This window comes from Janthinobacterium kochi (genome assembly GCF_051380715.1).
GTDB lineage: Bacteria > Pseudomonadota > Gammaproteobacteria > Burkholderiales > Burkholderiaceae_D > Janthinobacterium.
The window spans coordinates 128,662-152,931 of record NZ_JBNYXO010000004.1 but is presented as its reverse complement, the minus strand read 5'-3'; the positions used below and the strand labels follow the sequence as shown (position 1 = coordinate 152,931).

Genomic DNA, 24,270 nt, shown 5'->3' with positions numbered 1-24,270 from the left:
GGCGCCACCGTCACTCGAAGGGATTGGCCACCGACGCCACCTCAGGCGGCGGCAGCTGGTCGGGTAGTTCCTGCTTTTCCAGCTGCGCCACCACGTCGCCCAGCAGTTTGTGCAGCTGTTTCGCCAGTGCCAGGCCCGGCTTGTCCAGGGTCAGGTCGATGTCGCCGCTGATGCTGACGCGGTCGATGCGGTTTTCGATGGTCAGGCCGCCGATCTCCAGCACATCGCTTTCATTGGCATACGGGACGAATTTCTTTGCGCACATGGGATTTCCTTTTCGACGGTCTTGTTATTTCTTGGACTTGCTATTGATCTTCGGCAAACTCAGCATGCGCAGTTTTTGCTGGCGCGTCAGCGACGGTAACAGATCGATGCCGATCCTGTCTTCCAGTTGCGCAATGCTCAGCATTTCATACGCCTTGGTATCGGCGTTTGCTATGAAGTAGGCGGCGCCGGCGCGCTGGCGGGGGCTGTACACGGCCTTGTACAGGTGGCTGGGCACAATGACTCTTCCCACCTTGCGCAGGTTGCCGCCAATGAAAGCCGGCCCCGTAATCACATACAAGTCGCCCTCTTTCTTGGCCATCTTGCGCACGGCGCCTTCGATGCCGGCCCACACATAGCGGTTGTTGCGCGCATCCTGCGGCACCATGTTGGCCAGGGTAAAGCTGTCGCGCTGGCTCTGGCGGTCCGGCATGTCGCCGTTGGGCGCCATGTGGCCACGGTCGAAGCCGCTACGCGCATAATCGGCCAGTTCCGCGCGCTGGGCGGCGGGCAGCTTGCGTTCGGCATGGAAGGAGTTTTCGCGCGACAAGTCCTGCGCCGCTTCCAGGTTGTTCGCCGTCAAGTGTTCAGCCGACCACAGCGGCGTGCGGGTGATACCCGAGTGCATCACGCCAAACACGTTGTAGCACAGCTCTTTCGTCGCCACGTCCAGCTTGGGGTTGGTGATTTCCGGCTTGCGGCCATCGACGTAATGGGCGGAACAGGCATCGGCATGCGCCAGGTTCGCGGCAAAGGCGGACGCCAGCAAGCCGCACGCCAGGGTCAGCCTGGCGATCGATCGTTGAATCATATTTCCCTAAGTGAAATCGTTGCAGGCCAGCATTCTAGCGGACGCCGGCCCTCACCACCAACTTGCACACACCTGGCGTGCGCGGGTGCGCGCGGCGGCGAACGAGCGTGCCGGCGGCCCTGCGCAAAGCTGGCGCAAATAAAGGCCAACAGGCTGCGCACAGCCATTCATATCTGCTAAGATTGCCTGGATTCGTTCGCATCGACCATTCAAGATTTGGAGAGCATATGATCAAAAAAACCCTGCTGCTGATCGTTGTCGTCGTCGCCGCCATCCTCGGCTATGCCACCACCAAACCCGACACCTTCAGTGTCCAGCGCGAAATCACCATCAAAGCCCCGCCCGAAAAAATTGCCGCCCTGATTACGGATTTCCATTACTGGGCTGCCTGGTCGCCATGGGAAAAGCTCGATCCGGCCATGCGCCGCACCTTTGCGGGCCCGGCCAATGGCCTGGGCGCGCAGTATGCGTGGCAAGGCAATGACAAGGTGGGCGCCGGCCGCATGGAAATCACGGAAGCGGCCCAGCCGGAGCGCACCGTCATCAAGCTGGACTTTCTCAAGCCGTTCGAAAGCCACAACACCACCACGTTTTCCATGACACAAGAGGGCGACAGCACCAAGGTGAACTGGACCATGACAGGCCCCAGCCCTTACGTCAGCAAGGTCATGACGGTGTTTGTCAGCATGGACAGAATGATCGGCAAGGATTTTGAAAAGGGTTTGAACAACCTGAAGGCGGCCGCGGAGCGCTAAGCCCGCTCGCAGCAAGCACAAACAGGGCCCGCGCGGCCCTGTTTCAGTGAGTGCCCCGTCAGAACTGCTCGATCCAGGCGGCCAGGTGGTCCGGCGTGAGCGCCGGTTCAGCCTGCACCACCTTGCCTTGCAAGCCTTGTTCCGTCTTGCTCAGCTGCAAGGACCAGCCGCGCCGCGCCAGCCACAGCAAGCTGGCCAGCCAGAATGCGTGGATGGACGAGACGGGCGTGGTGGTCGGCGTTTCCAGGAATTCCGTCAGCAGGCGTCCATCGAGGAACAGCGCCGTGCCGCCCTGCTTTTGCAGCGCCACGCCAAACACGGGCAGCAGCATGTCGATCGCTTGCTCCACGCCACGCCCCGGATACTCGCGCTCGAGCTTGTCGAGCTGCTGGCGCACGGCGGCCGCAAAGGCGGTGCCGCGGAAGGCTTCCGAACTGACCAGGTCGGCATAATCCATCAGCAGCCAGTCCGGCTCGGGCGGCGTGACGCCGGCCGTCAGGGCCGCCGACAGATACGCTTCCACGGGCAGCTGCTGTTCCGGACCGGCCAGGCTCGCGCACAGGGCGTACAGGGTGCCGATGCGGTTGGCGACGGCTTGCCGCTGGCGCACCATCAGCTTTTCGCGCAGCAACTGGGCGTGTTCATTGCGCAGCCGCGCCAGCTCCAGCGCCTGCTTCAATTCCATGCGCAGCGCCGCGATATCCCACGGCTTCTGGATGTAGCGGTGGATCTGCCCCTGGTTGACGGCTTCCACCGTGTGCTCCAGTTCGGAATACGCGGTGGTCAGAATGCGCACGATGTGCGGATGGCGGTCCCAGGCGTATGACAGCAGCTCGTTGCCGTAAGCACCCGGCATGCGCTGGTCCGACACCAGCACGGAGATACGGTCGGCCTGTTCGTCGAGGATGCGCTTGCCCTCCTCGACCGAGGTGGCCGTCAGCACGTCGGCCAACGGAGCGATGGCGCGCTGGAAATATTTGAGGGCGTTGGCCTCGTCATCGACATAGAGTATCGTCGGCAAGCCTTGCGCCGGCTCACGCTGAGCCGGCAAACGCAGATTGGCGTCAATCATGCTAGTTCCTTATATGTACTGGAAAATTCAGGGTTACCGTGGTGGAACTGCCAAACTCGGTGGCGATATCGAGGTTGCCGCCGAACGACTGCATCATGCGGTGGCAAAACACCATGCCCCAGCCCTTGCCTTCGTCGCCGCTGGCACTGACGGGGTCAATCAACAGCTGCGCGACAATCTCGGGGGCGATGCCGGCGCCATTGTCACGCACCGTGATGCGGCCGGCATCGATGCGGATGCCGATCGCAGGATGGGCTTGCTCACCGGCAGAGCGCAAGGCATTCGCCAGCACGGACGACAGAATCAGCGCGACACAGTTGGGCGACTCGGCAATGGCGAAATCCTCGCCCTGCTCGACCGTGATGGCGGCGCGCTGCGCCGTGCTCAAGGGGTAACTATCAAGCAAGGCGGCCAGCAACTGGCGCGCGCTGCCAGCGCTGCGTCCGCCCTGCATGCCCGGCCCGGCACTGGCCAGACGCACCGTGTCGACAAAGCTGGCCAGCACGGACAAACAATAGCGCGCATTATCGTGCATCAAGGTGGCCGCTTCGCCGATCTCGGCCTGCGGTGCGGCTTCCGCCTGCGCGCGCCGCGCGATGCCGCGCGCAAAATTGGCGATGGCCGCCAGCGGCGTATTCAATTCATGCGCGAGGAAGGCCAGCGACTCTTCCATCGCCACCAGCCCCTGACGGCGCGCGGCGCGCTCGCGTCCCGTCTGCACGGCCAGTTGCAGCGCCGTTTGCATGGCGGGCAAGTCGAGCGGCTTTTCCAGCAGGCGGAACAGCGAACCGCCGTTGATCAGTTCCAGCAGCACGTCCTTGTCCGCATACGCTGTCACCAGCATGCAGACGATGTGTGGATAGTGCTGCGCCACTTCTTGCAGCAGCTCGCTGCCCAGGCGGTCCGGCATGCGGTAGTCGGTAACGAGCACATCGATCTGGGCGCCATTGTCTTCCAGCAAGGCGAGCGCCGCATCGACGCTCTGTGCCGTCAGCACGCGGTAGCGCGCACCGACGCCGCGCTCGAAGTACTTGCAAGCCAGCGCTTCGTCATCCACATACAGCACGCTGGCGCGGCTATCGTTGTCCATTAACGGCCCTCCCAGTCGGAGCGCTGCAGGTCGAAATTCATGCTGGCCCATTGGCCCAGTTCGCTTTCGGCGGAGAGGGTGCCACCGTGGCGCTCGATCACGCCATAGCTGATGCTCAGGCCCAGGCCCAGGCCCTGCCCCACTTCGCGCGTGGTGAAGAACGGCTCGAACACGCGTGCCAGGTTTTCCGGGGCGATGCCGGGGCCATTGTCGCGCACGCTGATGCGCAGGCGATTTTCATCCCAGCGGGCCGTGATGCGGATCGCGAACGGCGGCGCATTGCCCTTGCGCATGGACAGCACGGCATTGCCCAGCAAGTTGATCAGCACGCCCACGATGGCCGCCTCGTCGCCGCGCACCAGGGTGTCGACCGGCAAGTCGTGGCTGATGCTGACATTCTTCGTTTCATGCCCCACCAGGCGGATGGCCGCGTCGAGCGCACTGCGAAACTGGAAGTGCCCCGTTTCCAGCTGGTTGCCGCTCTTGCGGTAGGCAAAGGTCTTCAAGTCGGAAACGATGTGCTGTACGCGCAGCATGCCCTGCTTGGCGTCGGCCAGGCATTCGCTGACCAGCGCGCTTTGCCTGGCGGCCGGGTCTTCGATGGCCACCTCGATGGCCATCATGCAGAAATTCACGGGGTTGTTCACTTCATGCAACATGCCGGCGGCCAGGGTGCCGAGAGCAGCCATTTTCTCTTGCTGCAGCATCTGCCCCTTGATATCGGCCAGGCTTTTGTTGGTTTCTTCCAGCTGCGTGTTCTTTTGCGCCACTTCCGCCTTCAGCTGGAACAGCATGAAGCGGGCGCGCTCGTTGAAATAGGTAAACACGGCGCTGATGCTGGCCGACATGATGAGGAACAGACAGTTGACGACAAACGTACCCGGCAAGTCGAAGCCGTCCGCATGCCAGGCACACGCGGCTATGTACAGCACGCAGGAGATGGCGCCAAAGACCATGTTTTGCCACAGGCCGAAGGCCAGCACGATGCCCGACGAATAGATGGCCAAAGTCATGCCCACGTAATAGATCGAGGTGGCGCCTTCCGTGACGGCGATCATCCAGGCGATCATGATTTGCGGCAGGATCAACCACACAAACGTCAGTGCCTGGATGCGGTCTTGCGCCCAGCGCGTGCGCATGGCCAGCACGACGCAAAAGATCAGCACCGACACGAGGATGCGCGCGCTGGTAAACGCCGACTGCTTGTCCGGATACAGGGCCGAATCGAGGCCCACGCCCAGCAGGATCAGCACGATGCCCGTGTAGGCCCCGCCGCGACTGAATTCCAGGCGGAAGTCGCGCAAAACAGCCGTGTAGCCGGCGTGCAAGCCTGGAGTATCCATCAAGGAATGCTCACTTCCGCGAACACATTCACGCCCGTGGCGTCGACATAGATTTTCGGCGCCATCGCATGTTCGGGCAGCAAGGCCGACAAGCTCGCTTCATTGCGATAGATCAAATGCCACTCCAGCAAATGCTCCATGCCGAACTTGCCCGGATTGTCGGCGTGCACATTGGTGACGAGCAAACGTCCGCCCGGCCCCACGCGCGAGGCGAAGTGCAGCAGCAGGCGCGCACACACCTTGTCGGACAGATAATCGAACAGGCCGGCGCAATACACGGCGTCAAAACTGCCGGGCAAGCCCGCGGCGCCAGAGCCGTGGCGGCGCTTGAGCAGGTTGTGCACGGAATCGTGCACATAATCGATCTCCACCACGCGTCCCGTGCGCTGCATGATGGAGGTCAGGCGCGCGCGTGTCCAGTCCAGCGTCTCGCCGCTGAAGTCGACCAGTTCGAAGGCCAGCCATTGCGCATCCGGGCAAGTCTCGAGGAAACGCTGCACCTCGATGGCCGGGCCGCAACCCACGTTGAGCACCTTGAAGACACGCCCGGCAACACGCGCCGTGGCCGCCTTTTGCGCCAGAAATTGCGTCAGGATATCGATGCGGTTGCGGTGCGCCGTCGCCACGGCCGCCTGCAAAAATGCCGCATTGACGATCTGAAAATAGGTGCTCGGGCCCTGGCGTGGGTCGTCCAGCAACTGGTTGACCATCTGGTAGTCGCCCGCATAGCCGAGCGGCTTGGTAAACGTGCGGAAGACGAACGGCGCGCGCAGGATCAGCGGGTGCAGCGCCGTCTGGGCGAAGGCGCGGTGGGCCGGCGCCCGTTCTTCCTCGACGAGCGAGGCTTCCACCTCGAGCTGGCGCAAGTACAGCTGGGTTTGCTCCATCAGCGGCAAGGCCAGCTCGTCGAAGATGTCGGCGCGCAGGCGGCCGTTTTCCTTCGGTAGCGAGTCCGACAAGTCGACCTGCTCGACCCAGCGCGCCACTTCCGACAAAAAGGCGCGCATTTCGTTGACGACGATCTGGTAGTCGCGGCGGATGCGGAAGCGCTCGCCCCAGCCGGCGACAAAGGCGCTGGACTCTTTCGCCACGGCGCCCTTGACCACCACCACGTCGCTCAGTTCGCGCCACTCGTCGATCAGGGTCACGGAAACGATGGCGGTCAGGCCCGTGTTGACGCTGCTGATGACGACGGCCTTGCCCACATAGGCGTTCTTCGCCCCCATGCGCACCGTCAGCTCATTGAGCACCTCGCTGACCTGCACAATCGAGTAGGGATTGTAGATTTCCATGACCAGCGAATTGCGCTGCAAGTTGAAAATCGTGCCACGCACCGCCTCACCCTGGGTGTTACGGAAACTGACGACTGGATCGATCTGCGATTGTGAATACACGATTGAGCATTATCAAGTTGCCCGGTTTCCGGCGCACTACGCTGGGTGCACCAGTTTCCAGGCTGGGTTAAGGCACGGCACACCGGTCGTCTGCCGCCGGCCCGCCATCGAAATGGTGATGCGCGGCGTCGCGTGACGCCATGCCGGAGCGCCTCAAAGCGCATCTGTTCGCTCTCTTATCGAGTGTACTATGGATGTAGCAGAACGGGCAATTGTTCCCGATGGAACGACCACCCGCGGCGCTGGCGCGCAACGCCATCGGTCAACCAGCGACGAACAGGGCCAGAGCGTGACGCAATAGCTGCGGCGTTTGCCCCGTCCAGCGCTTGAACGAGCGGCGGAAGTTGGTGGCATCATGAAAGCCGAGGTAGGCGGCCACGGCATCGTTGTCGTAGCCATGCGCCTGAAACAGGTAGATGGCCTTGTGCGCGCGCACCTGGTCCAGCTCGGCCTGGAAATGCGTGCCATGGCGCGCCAGGTGGCGTTTCAAGGTGGCGGGACTGACGCCAAACTCCTGCGCCGTGCGCTCCAGGGTGGGCGCACAGCGGATATTGGCCAGCAGATAGTCGTACAGCGCACCGAGCAGGCTGGCGGCCGGCACGGGCGCCAGGGCGGCCGCCCGCAAGGCCAACGCGACCGCTGTGGCATTGCCGCGCGGCCAGGGCTTGTCGAGCCAACTGGAATCGATGAGCATGGCGTCGACCTGGCAATCGAAACGCAACGCCTGCCCCAGGTGCACTTCATGCTGCTCGACGTGACGGGGCCGCGCGCGGTTGAAGCAGAAGCGCCACGGCAGCGCTTCGCCGGCCAGCCAGCGGCACATGGCGGCCAGCGCCGTCATGTGCATTTCCACCAAAAAAGGCAGCTGGCTGGGCGCGCCGAACGCGTCCGTCCAGTACAGCACCTGCATGTCACCCGCCACGCGCAAGCGGGGCTGTAACAGCGGACACAGCAAGGTGTGAAAGTCACACAGTATGGTCAAGGCCTGGCGCAAATTCTGCGCCTGCAGCAAGGCATGGCTGGCGGCGCCGTAATGGCCGGGCAGCATTTGCTGGCCCAGCATGAAGCTGGTGTCGGCACTGTCCAGGCCGCGCGCCACGTTGGCCAGCAATTGCAGGTATTGCGCGGCGCTGACCTGGCTTTCCGCAGATGGCAGCGCGCCGCCATCGAGGCCCGTACCCTTGAGCAGCGGCGCCACGGCCAGCTCGCGGCTGCGCGCATAATCGAGCACCAGCGCCGGCTGGTGATGGGCCGCGATACTGGGGTCGCCTTGCTGGTTCAGCAGCATCAGGCCGGTGCGACGGAACTGATCCCGGCAGCGGAGCGCGGCGTTTCCACGGCACGGCTCAGCTCGGCCAACACCACTTCCGGCACGCCATCGGTAAGCGAGCAGGCATGCCGCAGGCTCAAACGGATTTCGCGGTTGTCGTTGGCATGGTGGCGCATCTGCCCCACCATGGCGCACAGGTGGCGCGCCTTCACGGCCGCCTCCTCGCGCGACACGCCCGGCATCAGCACGGCGAAGCGGTCGCCCGCATAGCGGCACAGCAAATCGTCATTACGCAAGTTCAACAGCAGCATGTGGCCCACGGCTTGCAGCACGCGGTCGCCTTCGCGGTGGCCGTATTCGCGGTTGATCAGGTGAAAGCTGTCAATATCGAGCAAGACCAGCGCGCAATCGAGGCCGGGCCGGCGTTCCTGTTCCAGGCGCATCTGCGTGCGCAGATAGCTGGCGTCGGCCAGCTGCGTGATGCGGTCGAAGGCGCGGTGGTCGCGGAACAGGCGTTCGCGCTTGTGCAGGTGTTCGTTCAGGCGGAACTGTTCCTGGCGCCAGTAATACATGCCGATCGTCAGCACCAGCATGCCAAACGGAATCAGCGCTTCCAGCCAGTTGTCCCACACGGCACTCTTATCGACGGCAAAGAATTCATCGAGGCAATCGGCCCAGGAACCCAGCATGATGGCGCACAGGCCGCCGGCGATCAGACTCGTCACCCGGCCGCGCGGACGGCTGCTGAGGGTAAACAAGAACCAGATGCCCGCCATGACGGCCGTGCCGCCTTCGCAGACGATATCCATCCACTTCCAGATGGCAAACGGTTTAAGGTGCCCCAGTGTGGCGTACAGGAACAAGAACAGGGGCAAGGCCAGCGCGGCGGCAATCAGGCTGTTACGGTGCAACGGCAGCATGTGGGAAACCTTTAAAAGTGGTGCTGTCGCCACGATAGCGCCCGCCCATGACGGCACGATGACATGCCGCGCGCCCGTGCGGCAGGTGCAAACGGCTCAGCATTACTAGTGACCATCGTGCAAATACGGCATGCCACGCCCCATGCGCCCGGCGATGGCAGGTCATTTCAGCTCACCACGGTTCATTTCCGGCCGGAAAGCGTTCGCATGCCGTTGTTTTCAGGGTGACAAGCCCTTGCCTGTCACGCAACCGTCATATTTGCTGCCTAGAATCCGCCCGGTTCCCTCCTCCCTAACCGAGCTCTTCATGAAAACCATGCACACTTCCTTCCCCTCCCCGCTGCGCCTGACAGCCCTGTCCCTCGGGATCATGGCCATCTTCAGCGGTCAAAGCCATGCGCAAGCGCAAGATGCGGACGGCCAGACGGCCGCCACCGTGGTCGTCAGCGGCCAGCGCGCCAGCCTGCGCAACGCCATCGCCGCGCAAGAGAAAGCCGACAACATCATCAGCGTCATCAGCAGCGACGACATCGGCGGCTTGCCGGACAAAAATGCGGCCGAGGCGCTGGCCCGCTTGCCGGGCGTGTCCGTGCAGCGCGACCAGGGCGAAGGCCGCTACATCACCGTGCGCGGCCTGGGCCCGGACCTGAATGCCGTCACCATCAACGGCGCGCTGGTGCCGTCGCCGGAAGCGGGCCGCCGCGCCGTGGCGCTCGACATCCTGCCTGCCGGCCTGATCCGTACGCTGGAAGTCTCGAAGACCTTGCTCCCGGAAATGGACGCCAACTCGCTGGGCGCCACCATCGAAGTCAAATCGCTGTCCGCCTTCGACTTGCCGGGCAAGCTGCTGTCGGCCAACGTGGGCGCCAGCCATGATGAAAAGACGGGCAAGACCAGCCCCAGCGGCGGCGCCCTGTGGGCCCAGCGCTTCCTCGATGGCAAGCTGGGCGTGGCAGCCGGCCTGAGCGCGGAAAAGCGCTCGTTCGGTTCCGATGACGTGGAAACGGGCGGCGCCTGGAGCAAGGGTAAATTATCTAGCCTGGAATTGCGCGACTACCTGCCCGTGCGCAAGCGCGGCGCGCTGGCCGTCAACCTCGATTACCGCCCGGAAGCGGGCAACAGCTGGTTTTTGCGCTCGTTCGTCAGCGAATTTTCCGACGATGAAGTGCGCGACCGCCTGACCATCAGCAATATCGCGGGCGGCAGCCTGGCCGAAGGAGCCACGGCCAGCGCGCGCGCCGAGCGCCGCATCCGCCAGCGCAAGTACACGCAGCAAGTGCGCTCGCTCGTGCTGGGCACGCAACAGAAATCGGGCGACTGGACGCTGGACGTCAAAGGCGGCATGAGCCGTGCCACGGAAGACACGCCAGAGTCCTTGAACGACGGCCGTTTCCGCGGCACCAGCAATTTCGCCGGCATCCGTTTCACGGATACGCAGGAGCCGACATTGAGCGGCCCCGCCTCGCTGTACGCTCCAGCCAATTACGCGCTGAACGCCATCACCCTGCAAAAACGTTACTCGAAGGACAATGAGCACCACGCGCGCATCGACCTGGCGCGCAAGTTCGACATCGCCACCCTGAAATTCGGCGCCAAAATCAGCCGCCGCGAAAAAACCAATGACACGGATCAATGGGCGTATAACAGCAGCAAGGCCACCAGCGGTAATTACTGGGGCGCCGGTTCCACGTCGATGAGCAACTTCGTGCAAGGCCATAATCTCGACTACGACCTGGGCAACATCGGCGTGGCGCTGGATCCCGCCCTGATCCGCGCCCGCGTGGCGGGACTGAACCGCGACAAGGCGCGCCTGGCGACCGAGTCCATCATCAACGATTACCGCATGCATGAAGACATCAACGCCATGTATGTGCAAAACAGCTATGACTTCGACGCCTGGCACATCCTCGGCGGCGTGCGCGCCGAACGCACCAGCTTTGAAGCGGCCGGCTCGCAAGTGGACAGCGCAGGGGTGGCCACGCCCTTGACGCGCGAACGTTCGTACACCAACTGGCTGCCCAACCTGCAAACCCGTTATGACGTCGATCAAAAGACCAGCGTGCGAGCTGCCTGGACGCAAGCCGTGGTGCGCGCCAACTTCAGCCAGCTGGCGCCCGGCATCAGCCTGGCCAGCAATACGGAAGCCGTGATCGGCAACCCGGACTTGAAACCCTTGAAAGCGAACAACCTGGACCTCGGCATCGAAAGAGTGCTGGGCAACGACGGCGTAATGTCGGCCTACGGTTTCTACAAGGACATCAACAATTTTACGTACACGACCAACCTGGCTGGCACGGGTCAGTGGGCCAATTACACCTCGGCCACCTCGTATGCGAACGGCGATGCGGCCAAGGTGAAAGGTATCGAACTGGCTTACCTGCAGCCGCTGCGCATGCTGCCGGCGCCATTCAACAAGTTCCTCGTCGGCGTGAATGGCACCCTGAGCACCTCGAGCGCGCAAATCGGCCGCTACGACAAGGCCAGCAAGCAGCAGATGCACCGCGATATTCGCCTGCCGGGCCAGTCGAACCAGGTGATGAACTTGATGCTGGGCTATGAAACTGGGCCGTTGAGCGCCCGCCTGGCTCTCAACTACAAGTCGCCCTACCTGCTGGAAATGGGCAACGATATCCTCGATCAAAGCCAGGACCACATCGTCGACAGCCAGAAGCAGCTCGATTTCTCGCTGTCCTACCAGATCAGCAAGCAGTTCCAGGTAACGTTTGAAGCGGCTAACCTGAACAACGAGAAATACTATGTCTACCAGGGCACGAAGCAATACAACGTGCAGAACGAACAATACGGCCGCACTTTCAAAGTGAGCCTGAAAGCCAGCGCCTTCTGATGATGTCAAATACCATGAAAAAGACCGTACTCTGCAGTGCTTTGCTGGCTGCCTTTTGCCTCTCGGCTAAAGCGCAAGCCGCGCCTGTCCAAGCTGTTCCTTCCTTCGCGCAGGAAGCGGAAGAACTGGCGCGCCTGCCCGGCGGCGGCTGGCTGACGTTGGACAAGCACGGCTTGCGTTTGTTCGACGCGGCCGGCCAGGAGCAGGACCGCATCGCCGTACGCGCCAAGCAGCTCGACACGCGCCTTGACGGTAATCAAGTGCTGGCCGTGTTCCTGGAAGCGGACACGCAGCGCCCGCTGCCCGTGACGGTCGATGTGCAGGCGGGGAAACTACGCAAACTGCCCCCCTTCCCCGTCCCAACTTTTTCCGTGGAAGCGTCCTGTCTGTACCGCGACGCCCAGCAACTCGATCATCTGTTCTTGATCGGCAAGGATGGGCAGGCGGAACAATGGGTGATGCAGGGCGAACAGCGCAGCCTGGTACGCAAACTGGCCTTGCCGCCGCACGCAAAACATTGCCGCGTCGACGATGGCGCCCAGCGCCTGCTGGTGAGCGAGTCCAACATGGGCGTATGGGCGTATGACGCCGAGTCCGAAGGCGTGGGCAAGCGCGAAGTGGTGGCCCTGCGCAAACCGTATGGCCAGCTGGACGGCGGCGCCGGTGCGCTGGCCGTGCTGCCGGGCGGCGTGGCTGTGCTCGACGGCAAGGCGGAAAAGCTGCATCTGTTCGCCTATCAGGCGAATAAATGGACCGCCCTGCCGCCGCAAGCTGTCGCCTTGAACGTACGCAAAGGCGACAGCCAGCTGGCACTGGACAAGGACTCCATGCTGCTGCGCGGCAAAAATGGCTGGCAAGCGCGCCCCTTGAAATGGGCTGGCCAAGCGAAAGCGGTGCCTGCGGTGGCCATCATCGCCCCACAGGCGCAGACGGCGCCGATGGCGCGCCAGGGCGATGCGGCTGACGATCCGGCCATCTGGCTATCCCGCAACCCTGCCGATGCGCGCATCCTGGGCACCAACAAGAAACAGGGTTTATTGGTCTATGACCTGCGAGGAAAGCAGACCCAGCTGCTGGAAGTGGGCCGCCTGAACAACGTCGACGTGCGCCAGAACATCCAGTTGGACGGCAGCAAGGTCGACCTGGCCGTGGCTACCCAGCGCGACGACAACAGCATGATGTTGTTCACGATCAATGCCAGCGGAGAAGTGGCGGAAGCGGGCCGTTTTCCGACCGGGCTGAAAAGCATCTATGGCATGTGCCTGTATCAACCGGCCAGCGGCGGCGTGGAAGCGTTCCTCAACGACAAGGATGGCACTTTCCAGCAGTACAAGATCGAAATGAGCGGCTTGAGCGGCGGCAAGTTCAGCGCCACCCTCTTGCGCAGCTTCAAGGTCGCCACCCAACCGGAAGGCTGCGTGGCCGACGACGCCAACGCCCGCCTCTTCCTGGGCGAGGAAACGCGCGGCATCTGGACCACCTCGGCCGACGCCGCCAAACCGGATGCCCTCACCATGGTCTTGCCGGTCGGCCAGCACCTGACGGCCGACGTAGAAGGCATGGCCATCTACCGCAAGCCGGGTGGCGCACCCAACACCGGCTACCTGATCGTCTCCAGCCAGGGCGACAGCAGCTACGTGGTGCTCGACGCGCAAGCCCCCTACAAGGTGCGCGGCCGCTTCACAGTCGGCTTTAACTTGCCGGCCGGCATAGACGGCACCTCGGAGACGGATGGCCTCGACGTCACCTCCGCCAACCTGGGCGGCGCGTATGCGCAAGGCATGCTGGTAATCCAGGACGGCTACAAGCGCCTGCCCGATGGGCCGCAGAACTTCAAGTATGTGGCCTGGGGGGAGGTGGCGAAGGCGCTGGGATTGGAATAAGGAAGGCCACGAGCGGGGGGGGGCTTGCCATCACGGCTGGCGCGACATGGCATTGTGCGGCATCGCGCCAGCCATCCGCTGGCGGCGAAACCCTGGGTGCGCGCTCCGGCAAGTTCGCTCGCGGTCACCGCCGACTCGTCGGCGAAAATCGCTGTCAACAGGCCTTCTCGATCTAGCGTGCGCCAGTTGCGCAAGCCGTACGTTCAATCGTGGTTCAACAAACTACCGTTAGCAGGTAAAGCCGCCGTCGACGGTGATGCTTTGTCCTGTGATGAATGCCGAATCGTCGGACAGCAGGAAACGCACCACGCCGACCACGTCGGCGACGGTGCCGAACCGGCCCATCGGCGTGAGACCGATGATCTTCTGCTTCTCCACTTCCGAGGTCGCGTCTGCCATCTCGGTGGCGATCAAGCCTGGCGCGACCACGTTGACGCGCACCATGCGTTCGCCCAGCTCGCGCGCAAGGCAGCGGCTGAAGCCGTCGAGCGCGCTCTTGGTCGCGCCGTAGATCGACATGCCGGAAAAGCCGCGCTTGCCGGAAATCGAGCCAATGTTGACGATGCTGCCGCCATCCTCCCTGAGCAAATAGGGCGCCACGAAATGCGTGATCCGGATCAAGGCCGTGAGGTTGGTGCTCAACAGCTTTTGCAGCAGTTCCTCGTTCATCATCGTCAGTAGCTGGCCGTCGCTGTAGCCGGCGTTGTTGACCAAACCCGAAATGGCGCCGTAGCGGCGTGCCACCTCCTTGACGAATTTCTTGGTCTCGGCGCCGTTGGTGATGTCGAGCGCGCGCCAGCAGAAGCGGTTCTCGTCCGGATCGGCCGCGCGCAGTTCGCGGATGAACGCCGTCTCGTTGCGGCTGCAGGTGGCCACGATGTGGCCGCATGCCAGCGCGTCGCGCACAAAGGCCTGGCCCAGGCCGCGGCTGCCGCCGGTGATGATGATTGCACCAAGTTTTCGCATGAGGACTCCTTAATCGGTTTTCCAGGTGTAGTTGCTGGCACGCCGGTGCGTACCGATGGCGTAGACGCGGCGCGCCATCAACATGATCAAGCGGCCCAGCATGTGCGCCGGCTGCGGCATCGGCCGCAACACGTCCACGATCAGCACGACCCGCACTTCCTTGGCGTCGTTGATGATTTCGTGGTCCCAGCTGTCATCGAACAGCACTGCTTCGCCTTCCTTCCAGGTGTACTTGGTGTCGTGCAGCAGCAGCGACGGCGGATTGTGCTTTGGCACTTTCAGGCCGAGGTGGTAGCGCAGGTAATAGCGCGAGGGGCTGGTGTGGCGCGGGATCGACTTGCCCGGGTCCAGGATCGAGAAGAATCCCTGGCACAGGTACGGTATCGCGTCGAGCAGTTCGCAGGTCCTCGGGCACTGCTTGCGGTTGAATTCCGGCTTCTCGCCGTAGCAGAACAGCATGAACACGTTCCAGCGCTTTTCACGGTTGTAGCGGCCCGAGGCATATAACAGGTCGATGTCGATGTCGTGGTAGCGCGGCATTTCGTGCTGGTGCGGCAACACGACGTCAAGCTCGGCCCGAATCGCATCATAGTTCTGCTCGAACAGGCGCAAGGCGGGATAGGTCTGGTCGATGTCGAAGTACATCGGCCGCTTGTCGCCCCCGATCACCCGGTTGAAGAAGGGGTTGAACACGCTGACGATCTTGTAGTTGAGCAGGCGCGTCCTGGCGATGAAGTAGAGTTTTTTCAGCAGCATCATGGTTCCTCGTCGTGGCGCCCGACTGCCAGCACGCCGTTGAGTCCGCCAAAGGCGAACGAATTGCACAGCGCATGGCGCTTGGCATGCCCGATGGCCGCCCCATGGACGATGTTGAGCCTGCAGGCGGGGTCGGGAATGTGCAGCGCGCCGATCGGCGCAACCTCCCCGTGCTCGAGCGCCAGCAGCGCGCTGATACATTCAAGCGCACCGGTGGCGCCCAGAGCGTGCCCGTGGATCGCCTTGCCGCCCGATACAGGCACACTGGCGCCGTAGCGGCCGAACACCGCATGGATGGCCTCGGTCTCGGCCGCGTCGTTGAGCAAGGTGCCGGTGCCGTGCGCGATCACGAAGCCGACCTGCTCGACGTCGAGCCCGGCATTCTTGAGGGCCCGTCCGATGCAGCGCGCCATGCTGGCGCTGTCGGGGCGGGTCCAGTCTGCGGCCGAGGCGTTCATCGCGAAACCGCAGATTTCGCCGAGGATGGTGGCGCCGCGCGCGCGCGCCGAGGCCAGCGTCTCGAGCACCAGCACGCCGGCGCCCTCGCCCAGCACCATGCCGTTGCGGTCGGCCCCGAAGGGCCGGCAGGCATCCGGCGAAAGCACGCGCATCTGGCGCCACGCGCTGTACAGGCTGTACGACGGCAACTGTTCGCTGCCGCCGGCCAGCATCACGTCGGCCAGGCCGGCCCGGATCATCTGGTAAGCCTGTCCAATGGCGTGCGTGGCCGAGGCGCAGGCGCTCACCACCGAGTGGCTCGGCCCTTGCAGGCCGAAAGCCATCGAGACGGTGCTCGCGCCGGCGTTGGCCATGGCGCGAATCAGGGTTTGTGGTGCCGGCGGACGCCGCTTGACATACACCCGGAAGCCGGCCACGTTGCGCGCATCCTCGCCGCCCATCGCCGTGCCCAGCACCACGCCGACCTCTTCCCTGTTCGCCATCAGGTAGTCGAAGCCGGCCTGGCGCATCGCCTGCCCGGCCGCGTGCAGGGCGAAGCGCGCGAAATCGTCGATGCTTTCGGGCGATATATTGGTCGCCACTGCACGCGCGACGGGCAGGCTGACCTGGGCGCCGATCAGGCGTTCCGGTTCCTGCGCCGTCGCGCACCACTGCTCGCCCTCGCGGCTGAGCGCGGCCACGCCGCTGCGCCCGCGGCGCAAATTGTCCCAGTAACTGGCCAGGTCGTTGCCGGCGGCCGAGACCACGCCCATTCCTGTGACCACCACGCGCCGTTGGGTGGCCAGGTGAGCGCGCGTCATGACGGGCAACGCTTGATGGCCAGCACCGAATTCATGCCGCCCAGGCCGAAGGAATTGGACAAGGCGGCGTCGATCCGCTTTTCGCGCACTTCATTGGGCACCATGTCGATGTCGCACAGCGGATCGCGTTCGAGGAAATTGGCGGTCGGCGGGATCAGGCCGTGCTTGAGCGCGAGGGTGGCAGCGATCAACTCGAAGCCGCCGGTCGCGCCCAGCGCGTGCCCGTGTACCGCCTTGGTCGACGACACGGCTACCGCATCGCGCGCGCCGAACACGCTGCGGATCGCCTCGCTTTCGACCAGGTCGTTCGATTCGGTGCCGCTGCCGTGGGCGTTGATGTAGCCGATCTGGTCGGGACGCAGGCCTGCCGAGCGCATCGCCTTGTTCATGGCCGCAGCCGAGCCCTGCGCGACCGGGTTGACTGGGTCGCCCGCGTCCGAAGTGATGCCGACCCCAGCCAGTTCGGCGTACACGACGGCGCCGCGCGCGCGCGCCGAGGCCAGCGTTTCGAGCGCCACCACGCCGGCGCCCTCGCCCAGCGCCAGACCGCTGCGCCCGGTCGAAAACGGGCGGCAAGTGTCGGTGGCCAGCACGCCCATGGCCTGGAAGGCGAGCAGGGTCGAATAGATGACGCTGGCCTCGCTGCCGCCGCTGATGGCGTAGCCGGCGTAGCCGTGGCGCAGCATCAGGAAGGCCTGCGCGATCGCATGCGTGCCCGAGGCGCAGCCGCTATGGACCACGAAGGCCGGCCCGGTGAAGCCGAATTCCATCGAGATGCAGCTGACCGACGCCTGATGGTTGGTGCGCACCACCAGCGCCGGATTGCAGCTCTTTTTGCCGAGGTGGAACAGGCGGATCGCCTCCGCCTCGCGCGAGGCCTCGCCGCCGCTGGTGGTGCCCAGGATCACGGCCACCTGGTCGCCCGGGACCTGGCTGCGGTTCCAGCCAGCGTCGGCGATCGCCTCCTGGGCCGCCACCAGCGCGTACTGCGAGAACGGGTCGAGCAACGCTTGCTGGCTGGTGCGTATGTGCTGCTGCAACTGGAAGCCTTCGACTACGGCGGCCGGCGCCGTGATCGTATGGCCCACCTGGGCCCGGGTGACGGGCCGGATCGCCGATTTCGCGTGGATCAGCGCGTCCCAGAACGGCGCCACCCCGATCCCGATCGCCGACACGCACCCCATGCCGGTGATGACCACCCTTTGCTCGTCGCTCAGCTCATGCATCGGCGACCGCCGTCCCGACCGCACCGCCCTTGCGGCGCTCCTGGTCGACGTGGACGCAGGCGTCCTCGATGGTGTCCAGCGTCATCAAGGTGTAGAGTTCGATCTCAATGTCGAAGGCGTCGTTGATCTCGAACACGATCATCGCCATTTCCAGCGACGCAATGTCGAACTTGTCGAAGCGGGTCGCGGGGGTGAGCTCGGTTTCGATCAGCGAGGGCTTGACCTTGCGGATGGCTTCGTAAATGACACGTTCAGATTCTCGCATAGCATTGCTCCATTTGGCAGGGTTGAATAATTACGACGGGTTCACTACGACACTGAGGGAACTGGTCACGACGTTGCCGTTGACGTCGCTGACGCTGAGCACATAATCGGTCGTGACGGCCGGGTTGACGACGACGCTGCCCTTGGCCACCTGGTCGCTGGCGATGGCGCGGCTCACGCCGTTCACGCCAAGGGTGGCCGCCAGCGCCAGCCTGGTTTGCCATTGCAAAGTCACCGCAGTGCCGGCGGCCACGCTGTAGGCGCTGGCGAGGAACACCTGCACCTGCAGCGAAGGGTAGTCGCCCAGGAATTGAATCACCGGCCCGTACGGGCCGCTCGCCGTGAGTCGGAAATAACCGGGAAACTGGTCGACCTGCGAAATGCCGTTGGTCACGCCGGCCTGGTAGGCGTTGGTCACGCCGAAGGCCGGATAGCGGAAGTAATCGACCGTCACCGGATTGAACGGGATGTCGATCTGCGCCAGCACCGGCTGGCCAAGCCCGGTCGCGCGCAAAGTGTAGATGGCCGAATTGCCTTGCAACATGGTGTAGGGCTGCACGGCCATGCTGCCGGAGCTGGCCACCTGCACCACGCCCTTGTTCGTAGTCAGTTGCACCGTTTGGGCGTAGTCGACATTCCAGCTCAAGGTGACGGTGTCGTAATAGTTGATGGCCGGGCTGTTCTGGGGTGCGAAACTGTCCACCACCGGCACGCTGATCGTCACCACCACGATGTCGCGCGCGAACTCCTGCGACGGCGTCCACGCGTAGAAAGTGTAGGCGACCTGCACCGCGCCCGGGGCCACGTCGTTCGACGGAATTCTGACCAGTTGGTCGATGGTCTTGTATTGGTTCGGCAGCGGCGAAATCGTCACGTAGGCGGCCTTGGCCGCCGTCCATTTCAGGGTCGTGCTCTGGCCCAGACCGACGATCTGCGGGACCGCCTGTGCCACGATGCTGAGCACGGCCACGCTTTTTGATACCGGAAAGCTGATCTTGGCCTCGCCGGCGCCGATGAACTCATCGAGCAGCACGGACACGTTGCCCTGCTCCAGATTGATGACCACCGCATTGAATTCGAAGGCCAGGAAGGCGCCCGCGGCGAGCGTGACGTTCTGGCTCGGCGAAATCAGGAAATTGTACGGGGCGGCCGAGGCGTTCTTGCTGCAGCGCCAGTTGGCAGGCGCCCCGGTGTTGACCGTGCTCAAGTCCGCCGTCAAGTCGGTGGCGCCGGTGCCCACCGGCAGGCAGATGTAGATTTCATCGTTCGGTGTCAGCTGCAAGGGTGTGGCGCCGCCGTTGCTGGCCACGAGTGTGAAATTGACGCGGCTGTTGGCGACGGCCGCGGCCGGGGAGAAAACATAAGTGAGGACTGTCGCGCTCATCGCATCTTTCTTCTAGCGGGGTAAGTGAAAAAATCAAGCCTGTTCGCTGCCCTGAGCGCCGCTCAGCTTGAGCCAGCCTTCGCTCAGGATCGGCCGCGTGGCCGGCAGCGCCGCCACGGCGGCGGCGGCGGCGCTGGTGAGCGCGTCGCTCTCGCTCCAGGTGGTCACGCCGGAGCGCTCGACCCAAGTCCATTCGCCTTTCACGCTGGCCGGCAGCGGCAACTGGATCTGCGGCGTCTCGAGCAATACCGGGCCGGTGCGGAAGGTCGTGAACATGTTGTTGAGCGCACTGTTAACCGGCCCGGCCGGCAACGACAGCCATTGCACCGGCAGGTAGCCGGAAACGGCCGGCATCCAGCCGCGCGGGTCGACCAGCATCGTCACGCTGTGGGTGGTCACGCCGTCGGCCACGGTAGTGAAGCCGGGGTCGGCCACCAGATAGGAGTTCGGGTTGGCCGCGCCGGGCGCACCGCTGGCGGCCAGGTCGCTGGCCATGCGCGCGAGTTTGTCGCGCGGCGCCAGGCTGCGGTCGGCCATCACCCGACGCGGGATGGCGAGCCGGTCGTCGTAGCCGTAGAAGGGATAGAAGCAGCTGAAGTCATCGTCGAGGAAATAACCCATCACGCCGTTGTTGCTCAAGCCAATGTCGCCGATGCGCAGCGGCAGCGCCACCGAGGTGAAGTCCTCGGTGACGTCCATGCCGGTGTCGGCCCACGACTGGTCGTTGGCGTCCGAGCCGCTCACGCCGAGCGTGACGAGGGCGCGCACCATCGCGATGGGACGGCCCAGCAGGATCGCCAGGTTGCCCTGGATAGGCTGGCCCAGGGGGTCGACTTTCCACAGGCTCGAATCTATCACGTCGAGCAACTCCTGCAGGGCCGGACATCCCTCCGAGCCGCGCAGCAGGAGGCCATCGACGAAGCCGTTCAGGTGCCGCATGGCTGGGCCGAAGTCGGGCGGGCTGCCCAGCACCGAATTGCTGCCGGGGACGGCGTCCCAGCGCAAGCCGGAGCCGACATCGAGCGTGTTGTTGCCGTAGTCGATGAGCAGCACCTCGCCCAGGTTGTTGCCGGCCGGGTCGAACACAACCAGGCTATGGTTGATATGGTTCGGGATCACCCAGCCACAGATGGCGCTGGTGAGGTCCGACGAATTGCTGCGCACGCTGTCATCGTCCGCCTTCACCATGCGGAAGTCCAGCCGCAGCGGCTGCGTCACGCGCGGGGTCAGTTGCATGTATTTGGTGTTGCCCTCGCCCAAGGTCACCAGGCTGGCGCTGCGGATCGGCTCGAGGTTGTCGCTCAGTTGCGAGCCGCGCAGGATCTGGCCGTAGGCGTCCACCACTTGCAGCTTCGGAATGCGGAAATGGCCGGCGTGGATAGGAAAGAACAGGTCGGCACCGGCATCCGGCAGGTAGCTGGCCACGTCGGTGAGCAGTTCGGCGATCTCGGTCTTTTGGACGGAGCTGAGCTTGCTCATTTCCAGCTGTTGCATGATCAGTTGCTGGATGATGCCGGACATCGATTGGGCCAGCACGTCGAATTGGCCGATGGTGCTGGCCATGTCGCGCAATTCGTCGATCTGGTATTGCGGCAGCAGGGCCATGTTCGGATCGCTATTGAGGAAGTCGTTGAGCTTGTCCTGCAGGCCGACCGCGCTTTGCCCGTTCAGGATGCTGCGCCCGGTGTAGGTGGCGGCGGCGGCCGTAACCGTGGTGCCGCTCCATTCGAAATCGAGTTCGTCGAGCTGCCAGGCGGCCAGCATCGCTTGCGGGGTGGCGGCGCTCGGATGCCATTCGATTTCCCAATCGAGGTAGATCGGCGCCCACGGCGGGGTCCAGGCGGCAACCGACAGCTTGGCCGGCGGCAGGCCCTTCAGGCCGGCGGTCTCGGCGATCGTGCGCACATCGACCACCTGGGCGGCCGGCCCGTTCCAGGCCAGCGTTTGCTGGCGCGCGATTTGCGCGCTCAGGTCGGCCAGCTGGGTCGCGCTCGGGACAATGTCCGCCTTTTGGAACGCGCGCGCGGCGATCAATTGGGCGTTGTTGGTGTCGAGCAGGAAGGTCTCGAACCAATAGTCCTGCATTTCCTTCGGGATCATGACGCCGGCCGGCCACACGATGGCCGGGAAATCGCCCACCGCCAGCGTCACGTCGAGCGGCACCGAGGCGTAGACGACGTCGATCGCGTAGATGGTCTGGCCGGTGAAGCGGGTGAACAACTGACCGTCGTCGGCGCCGTCGCTCGGCGCGCCGAATTTGGTGTCCTGGCTGGCGCCAGCGAGCACAATCACCGGGTCCTGGCGGTAGTTGAAGCGCGCCTGGTTGATCGTGTTCATCGTCAGGTTCAGCGGCGCGACCAACGTCTGCAGCGCCGTCTTGTCCTGCTCCAGGGTGAGCGTGAGCGCGGCGATCTGGTCTTGCAGCGCGCCGATCTGCGGCGTCAGGGCATCGATCTGCGCCTGCGCCTTGGCGCCGTAACCGGGGTTGGTGCGCGGATAGTTTTCCAGTTTCCAGTAGGCCGCGTACAACTGCCACTTCAAGCTGGCCAGCAAGGTGGTGGCGCTGTCGAGCCGGTACTGGTCGCTGTTGAGCTTGGTCAAGGCCGCAGTTGCGGCCGTATCGAGCGGCACCGAATAGGCGCCCGATGGGATCTGCGTCGGCGACGAGGTTTGCCCGTCCTGGAAAACGACCCATTGCTTGCCCCCGCCCTGGGTGGCGAAACGCGCCGCCTGCGACTGGACCAGGAACACGCTGCGATTGTCGACGTAGTCGTACACCATGTCCTGCTGGAACGCGAGCAGCAATCCCTCGGCCTCGACGCTGCCGATTTCGTTGGCCAGCCAGGCAGACAGCGCCTCCTCGGCGTTGGCGCCGATCGCCACCGTGGGCGGATTGGTGCCGTCCAGAATCGGGTTGATCGGGTAGAACTGGTCGCTCCCCTTCCATTGCAGGCCATACACAAAGCCGTGGCACATGTTCTGCGCCGGCCACTGGCCCTGGGCGGTGGTCAGGGGCGGGCCGCCGCTGACCGGGTTGGCCGCCAGCCAGTCCTGCCAGTCCTGCTCGGCGGCGGCCAGGTCGGCGTCGTTACCGACGCTCCACTGCATGGTGTCCATGATGGCTCTCCACTGCTCTTCGGTGGTAAAGCCGGCCGGCATGTCGACCGTCTTGCCGTAGAGCAGATCGTCGTCCGGCGTGGCGTACCAGCCGCAGCTGCTGTAGCTGTACACGCCATCGGCCGCGCCCGCCATGTCGTCGTGGAAGGCGAGCACGTTGGTCATGTTGTCGTACACCGCGACATAGGTCGGGTCGCCCGGGCCCATCGCCTGCAGGAAGGCCTTGTCATAGGTCGAGGTGGTGCCGTCCCAGGCGCTCAGGTCAAAGCGCCGGCCGATGTAGTACAAGGTGCTGCCGCCGCTGGGGTCGGGAAACACGTGGGTGCCTTCGGGCGCAGGGCCGAGGTAATCGCTCTCGAGCACCCAGGCCGTCAGTTGCGGCACGTCGCCGGGCTGGGCGATGAAGCTGCGTGTGACGATCCAGCGGTTCGGCAGCGAGGGGAAGGTGACGCCGCCGAGCGCGTCCACCTGGCCGTGGCGCAGCGCGCTGGGCACGGTCCAGATCAGGTGGATGCCGGGCGCGGGGGGGATCGACGCTATCTCGAAAGCACTCGGCTGCGGCTGCCCGAGGCGCAGGCCGAGCTGGTCGTACTGCACCGCGACGGCGGCCCAGTCGCCGGTCTGGTTTCTGGTGCCCACCATCAGGGCGTCGAGGTAGATCGGGGTCAGCAGGACCGGCCCGGCCCAGATTGGATTGACGATAGGCGTGCTCATGCGTTCACCAGATTTCCGTTGCACATTTTTCCAGTCGCGGGTTCGAATTGCTGCAAGCCCGCCCCCTTGACCATCTCGACCGCGAATTGCGACGAAGTCAATGCAGCGCCGGCTTGCCAGGCGCCGAGGCCGACCAGCGTGCCCACCATGGTGTCCTTGCATTTGACGATGTCGAGCACGCCGCTGGCGCGGTCGTCGTCGCGAAACGAGATCGACGAGGTGCAGGCATTGCCGTGGCTATCGTTGATCTGCTTGCCGGTCGGGAAGGCGCCACCCAAGCCGCGCAGAGCGATCTGATATGCCCCCGGCTCGGCCGGCACGCCGATGACGCCGAAATGCAAGCCTTCCGGCGGTTCCGAGAAGTTCACCAGCTGCGGCACGCCGTTGAACAGGGCCAGTAGCACGTTGTCGGACAGACGGTCCAGGCGCAGCAGGGGAATCGGCGCAGTGCCCAGGACGTCGAAGAAGGCGTTCACCTCCATACCCGGCCAGCCCTTGACAGCGGCCGAGCGCAGCAGCACGCCGGTCACCGTGCCGCCCACCTGCGCCGTGGCCGCGAGCGGCTTGCGGCGCAGCTTGGGGCGCACGTTGCCGACGGCGAGCGCGGTCTGCTGGGCCAGGCGCTCGAAGGTGCTCAGCACTTGCACGTAATCCTGCGACGAGCCGAGCGCGATATTGACGGCGCCGTTGACGGCGCAATCGGTCCAGTTCTGGTCCAGGTAAAAGAAGCGGATCGATTCAGGCGGCAGCATGGCCGCGTCCGGTACCAGGTATTCGAACGGCACGCCGTACAGCAGACACAGCTCGGCCAGCCAGGCGACAATGTCGTCGGGAATGTCGAGCAGGCCATTTCCCTTGTTCCCATCGGTCCTGGCCAGCGCCTGCTTGTACACCTTGAGCAACTCGCTCGCGCCGCTATGGCTGCTTGTGGTCATGT

19 protein-coding genes are annotated in these 24,270 nt (G+C 64.1%); 3 read left to right on the top strand and 16 right to left on the bottom strand.

Features of this window, described 5'->3' with window-relative positions; genetic code table 11:
• Positions 1–10: 10 nt before the first annotated feature.
• Positions 11–265: a hypothetical protein gene (locus ACQ4WL_RS11015; protein WP_436509765.1), complete on the bottom strand. Its 255-nt coding sequence runs from the start codon at positions 263–265 to the stop codon at positions 11–13.
• A gap of 24 nt (positions 266–289) precedes the next feature.
• Positions 290–1,075, bottom strand: a complete 786-nt coding sequence (locus ACQ4WL_RS11010) for a DNA/RNA non-specific endonuclease (RefSeq protein ID WP_436509764.1) — start codon at positions 1,073–1,075, stop codon at positions 290–292.
• A gap of 227 nt (positions 1,076–1,302) precedes the next feature.
• Between ACQ4WL_RS11010 and ACQ4WL_RS11005 the strand changes: the two genes are divergently transcribed.
• Positions 1,303–1,830 (top strand): SRPBCC family protein, encoded by a 528-nt coding sequence (locus tag ACQ4WL_RS11005; protein WP_436509763.1) that lies wholly within the window; start codon positions 1,303–1,305, stop codon positions 1,828–1,830.
• A 58-nt stretch (positions 1,831–1,888) separates the two neighbouring features.
• On the opposite strand, the gene ACQ4WL_RS11000 is transcribed toward ACQ4WL_RS11005, so the two are convergent.
• From ACQ4WL_RS11000 to ACQ4WL_RS10975, 6 genes are all read right to left on the bottom strand, one after another.
• On the bottom strand, positions 1,889–2,902 hold the full coding sequence (locus ACQ4WL_RS11000) for a response regulator (protein WP_436509762.1): 1,014 nt from the start codon (positions 2,900–2,902) through the stop codon (positions 1,889–1,891).
• Between the two features lies 1 nt (position 2,903).
• Entirely contained in the window at positions 2,904–3,992 is a 1,089-nt protein-coding gene (locus ACQ4WL_RS10995) for a hybrid sensor histidine kinase/response regulator (RefSeq protein ID WP_436509761.1), read from the bottom strand.
• Entirely contained in the window at positions 3,992–5,335 is a 1,344-nt protein-coding gene (locus ACQ4WL_RS10990) for a sensor histidine kinase (protein WP_436509760.1), read from the bottom strand. Before ACQ4WL_RS10990 ends, ACQ4WL_RS10995 begins: the two co-directional genes overlap by 1 nt.
• Positions 5,335–6,729 carry a class I SAM-dependent methyltransferase gene (locus ACQ4WL_RS10985; RefSeq protein WP_436509759.1) on the bottom strand — a complete coding sequence of 465 codons (1,395 nt, stop codon included), beginning with the start codon at positions 6,727–6,729 and terminating at the stop codon, positions 5,335–5,337. Before ACQ4WL_RS10985 ends, ACQ4WL_RS10990 begins: the two co-directional genes overlap by 1 nt.
• A gap of 262 nt (positions 6,730–6,991) precedes the next feature.
• A complete protein-coding gene (locus ACQ4WL_RS10980) occupies positions 6,992–8,017 on the bottom strand; it encodes an AraC family transcriptional regulator (protein ID WP_436509758.1) in 1,026 nt (341 codons plus the stop codon).
• Positions 8,017–8,919 (bottom strand): GGDEF domain-containing protein, encoded by a 903-nt coding sequence (locus ACQ4WL_RS10975; protein WP_436509757.1) that lies wholly within the window; start codon positions 8,917–8,919, stop codon positions 8,017–8,019. The genes ACQ4WL_RS10980 and ACQ4WL_RS10975 overlap by 1 nt, the downstream gene beginning before the upstream one ends.
• A gap of 307 nt (positions 8,920–9,226) precedes the next feature.
• Here ACQ4WL_RS10975 and ACQ4WL_RS10970 point away from each other — a divergent pair, with 307 nt between their 5' ends.
• Together ACQ4WL_RS10970 and ACQ4WL_RS10965 are read left to right on the top strand one after the other, a co-directional pair.
• Positions 9,227–11,764 (top strand): TonB-dependent receptor, encoded by a 2,538-nt coding sequence (locus ACQ4WL_RS10970; protein ID WP_436509756.1) that lies wholly within the window; start codon positions 9,227–9,229, stop codon positions 11,762–11,764.
• Between the two features lie 14 nt (positions 11,765–11,778).
• Complete coding sequence (locus ACQ4WL_RS10965) at positions 11,779–13,647, top strand: phytase (RefSeq protein ID WP_436509755.1); 1,869 nt, start codon at positions 11,779–11,781, stop codon at positions 13,645–13,647.
• Between the two features lie 228 nt (positions 13,648–13,875).
• On the opposite strand, the gene ACQ4WL_RS10960 is transcribed toward ACQ4WL_RS10965, so the two are convergent.
• Genes ACQ4WL_RS10960 through ACQ4WL_RS10925 form a run of 8 tightly spaced genes read right to left on the bottom strand, consistent with a single transcriptional unit; the run spans position 13,876 to position 24,268 of the window.
• Positions 13,876–14,613: an SDR family NAD(P)-dependent oxidoreductase gene (locus ACQ4WL_RS10960; RefSeq protein ID WP_436509754.1), complete on the bottom strand. Its 738-nt coding sequence runs from the start codon at positions 14,611–14,613 to the stop codon at positions 13,876–13,878.
• Positions 14,614–14,622: 9 nt separating this feature from the next.
• Positions 14,623–15,372, bottom strand: a complete 750-nt coding sequence (locus ACQ4WL_RS10955; RefSeq protein ID WP_436509753.1) for an aspartyl/asparaginyl beta-hydroxylase domain-containing protein — start codon at positions 15,370–15,372, stop codon at positions 14,623–14,625.
• Positions 15,369–16,628: a beta-ketoacyl-[acyl-carrier-protein] synthase family protein gene (locus ACQ4WL_RS10950; RefSeq protein WP_436509752.1), complete on the bottom strand. Its 1,260-nt coding sequence runs from the start codon at positions 16,626–16,628 to the stop codon at positions 15,369–15,371. Before ACQ4WL_RS10950 ends, ACQ4WL_RS10955 begins: the two co-directional genes overlap by 4 nt.
• A complete protein-coding gene (locus ACQ4WL_RS10945; protein WP_436509751.1) occupies positions 16,625–17,854 on the bottom strand; it encodes a beta-ketoacyl-[acyl-carrier-protein] synthase family protein in 1,230 nt (409 codons plus the stop codon). The genes ACQ4WL_RS10950 and ACQ4WL_RS10945 overlap by 4 nt, the downstream gene beginning before the upstream one ends.
• On the bottom strand, positions 17,847–18,119 hold the full coding sequence (locus tag ACQ4WL_RS10940) for a phosphopantetheine-binding protein (RefSeq protein ID WP_436509750.1): 273 nt from the start codon (positions 18,117–18,119) through the stop codon (positions 17,847–17,849). The genes ACQ4WL_RS10945 and ACQ4WL_RS10940 overlap by 8 nt, the downstream gene beginning before the upstream one ends.
• A 30-nt stretch (positions 18,120–18,149) precedes the next feature.
• A complete protein-coding gene (locus ACQ4WL_RS10935; RefSeq protein ID WP_436509749.1) occupies positions 18,150–19,502 on the bottom strand; it encodes a hypothetical protein in 1,353 nt (450 codons plus the stop codon).
• Positions 19,503–19,535: 33 nt separating this feature from the next.
• Positions 19,536–23,333, bottom strand: coding sequence for a hypothetical protein (locus tag ACQ4WL_RS10930; protein ID WP_436509748.1), 3,798 nt, complete (start codon positions 23,331–23,333; stop codon positions 19,536–19,538).
• A complete protein-coding gene (locus tag ACQ4WL_RS10925) occupies positions 23,330–24,268 on the bottom strand; it encodes a hypothetical protein (RefSeq protein WP_436509747.1) in 939 nt (312 codons plus the stop codon). The genes ACQ4WL_RS10930 and ACQ4WL_RS10925 overlap by 4 nt, the downstream gene beginning before the upstream one ends.
• Positions 24,269–24,270: the final 2 nt, after the last annotated feature.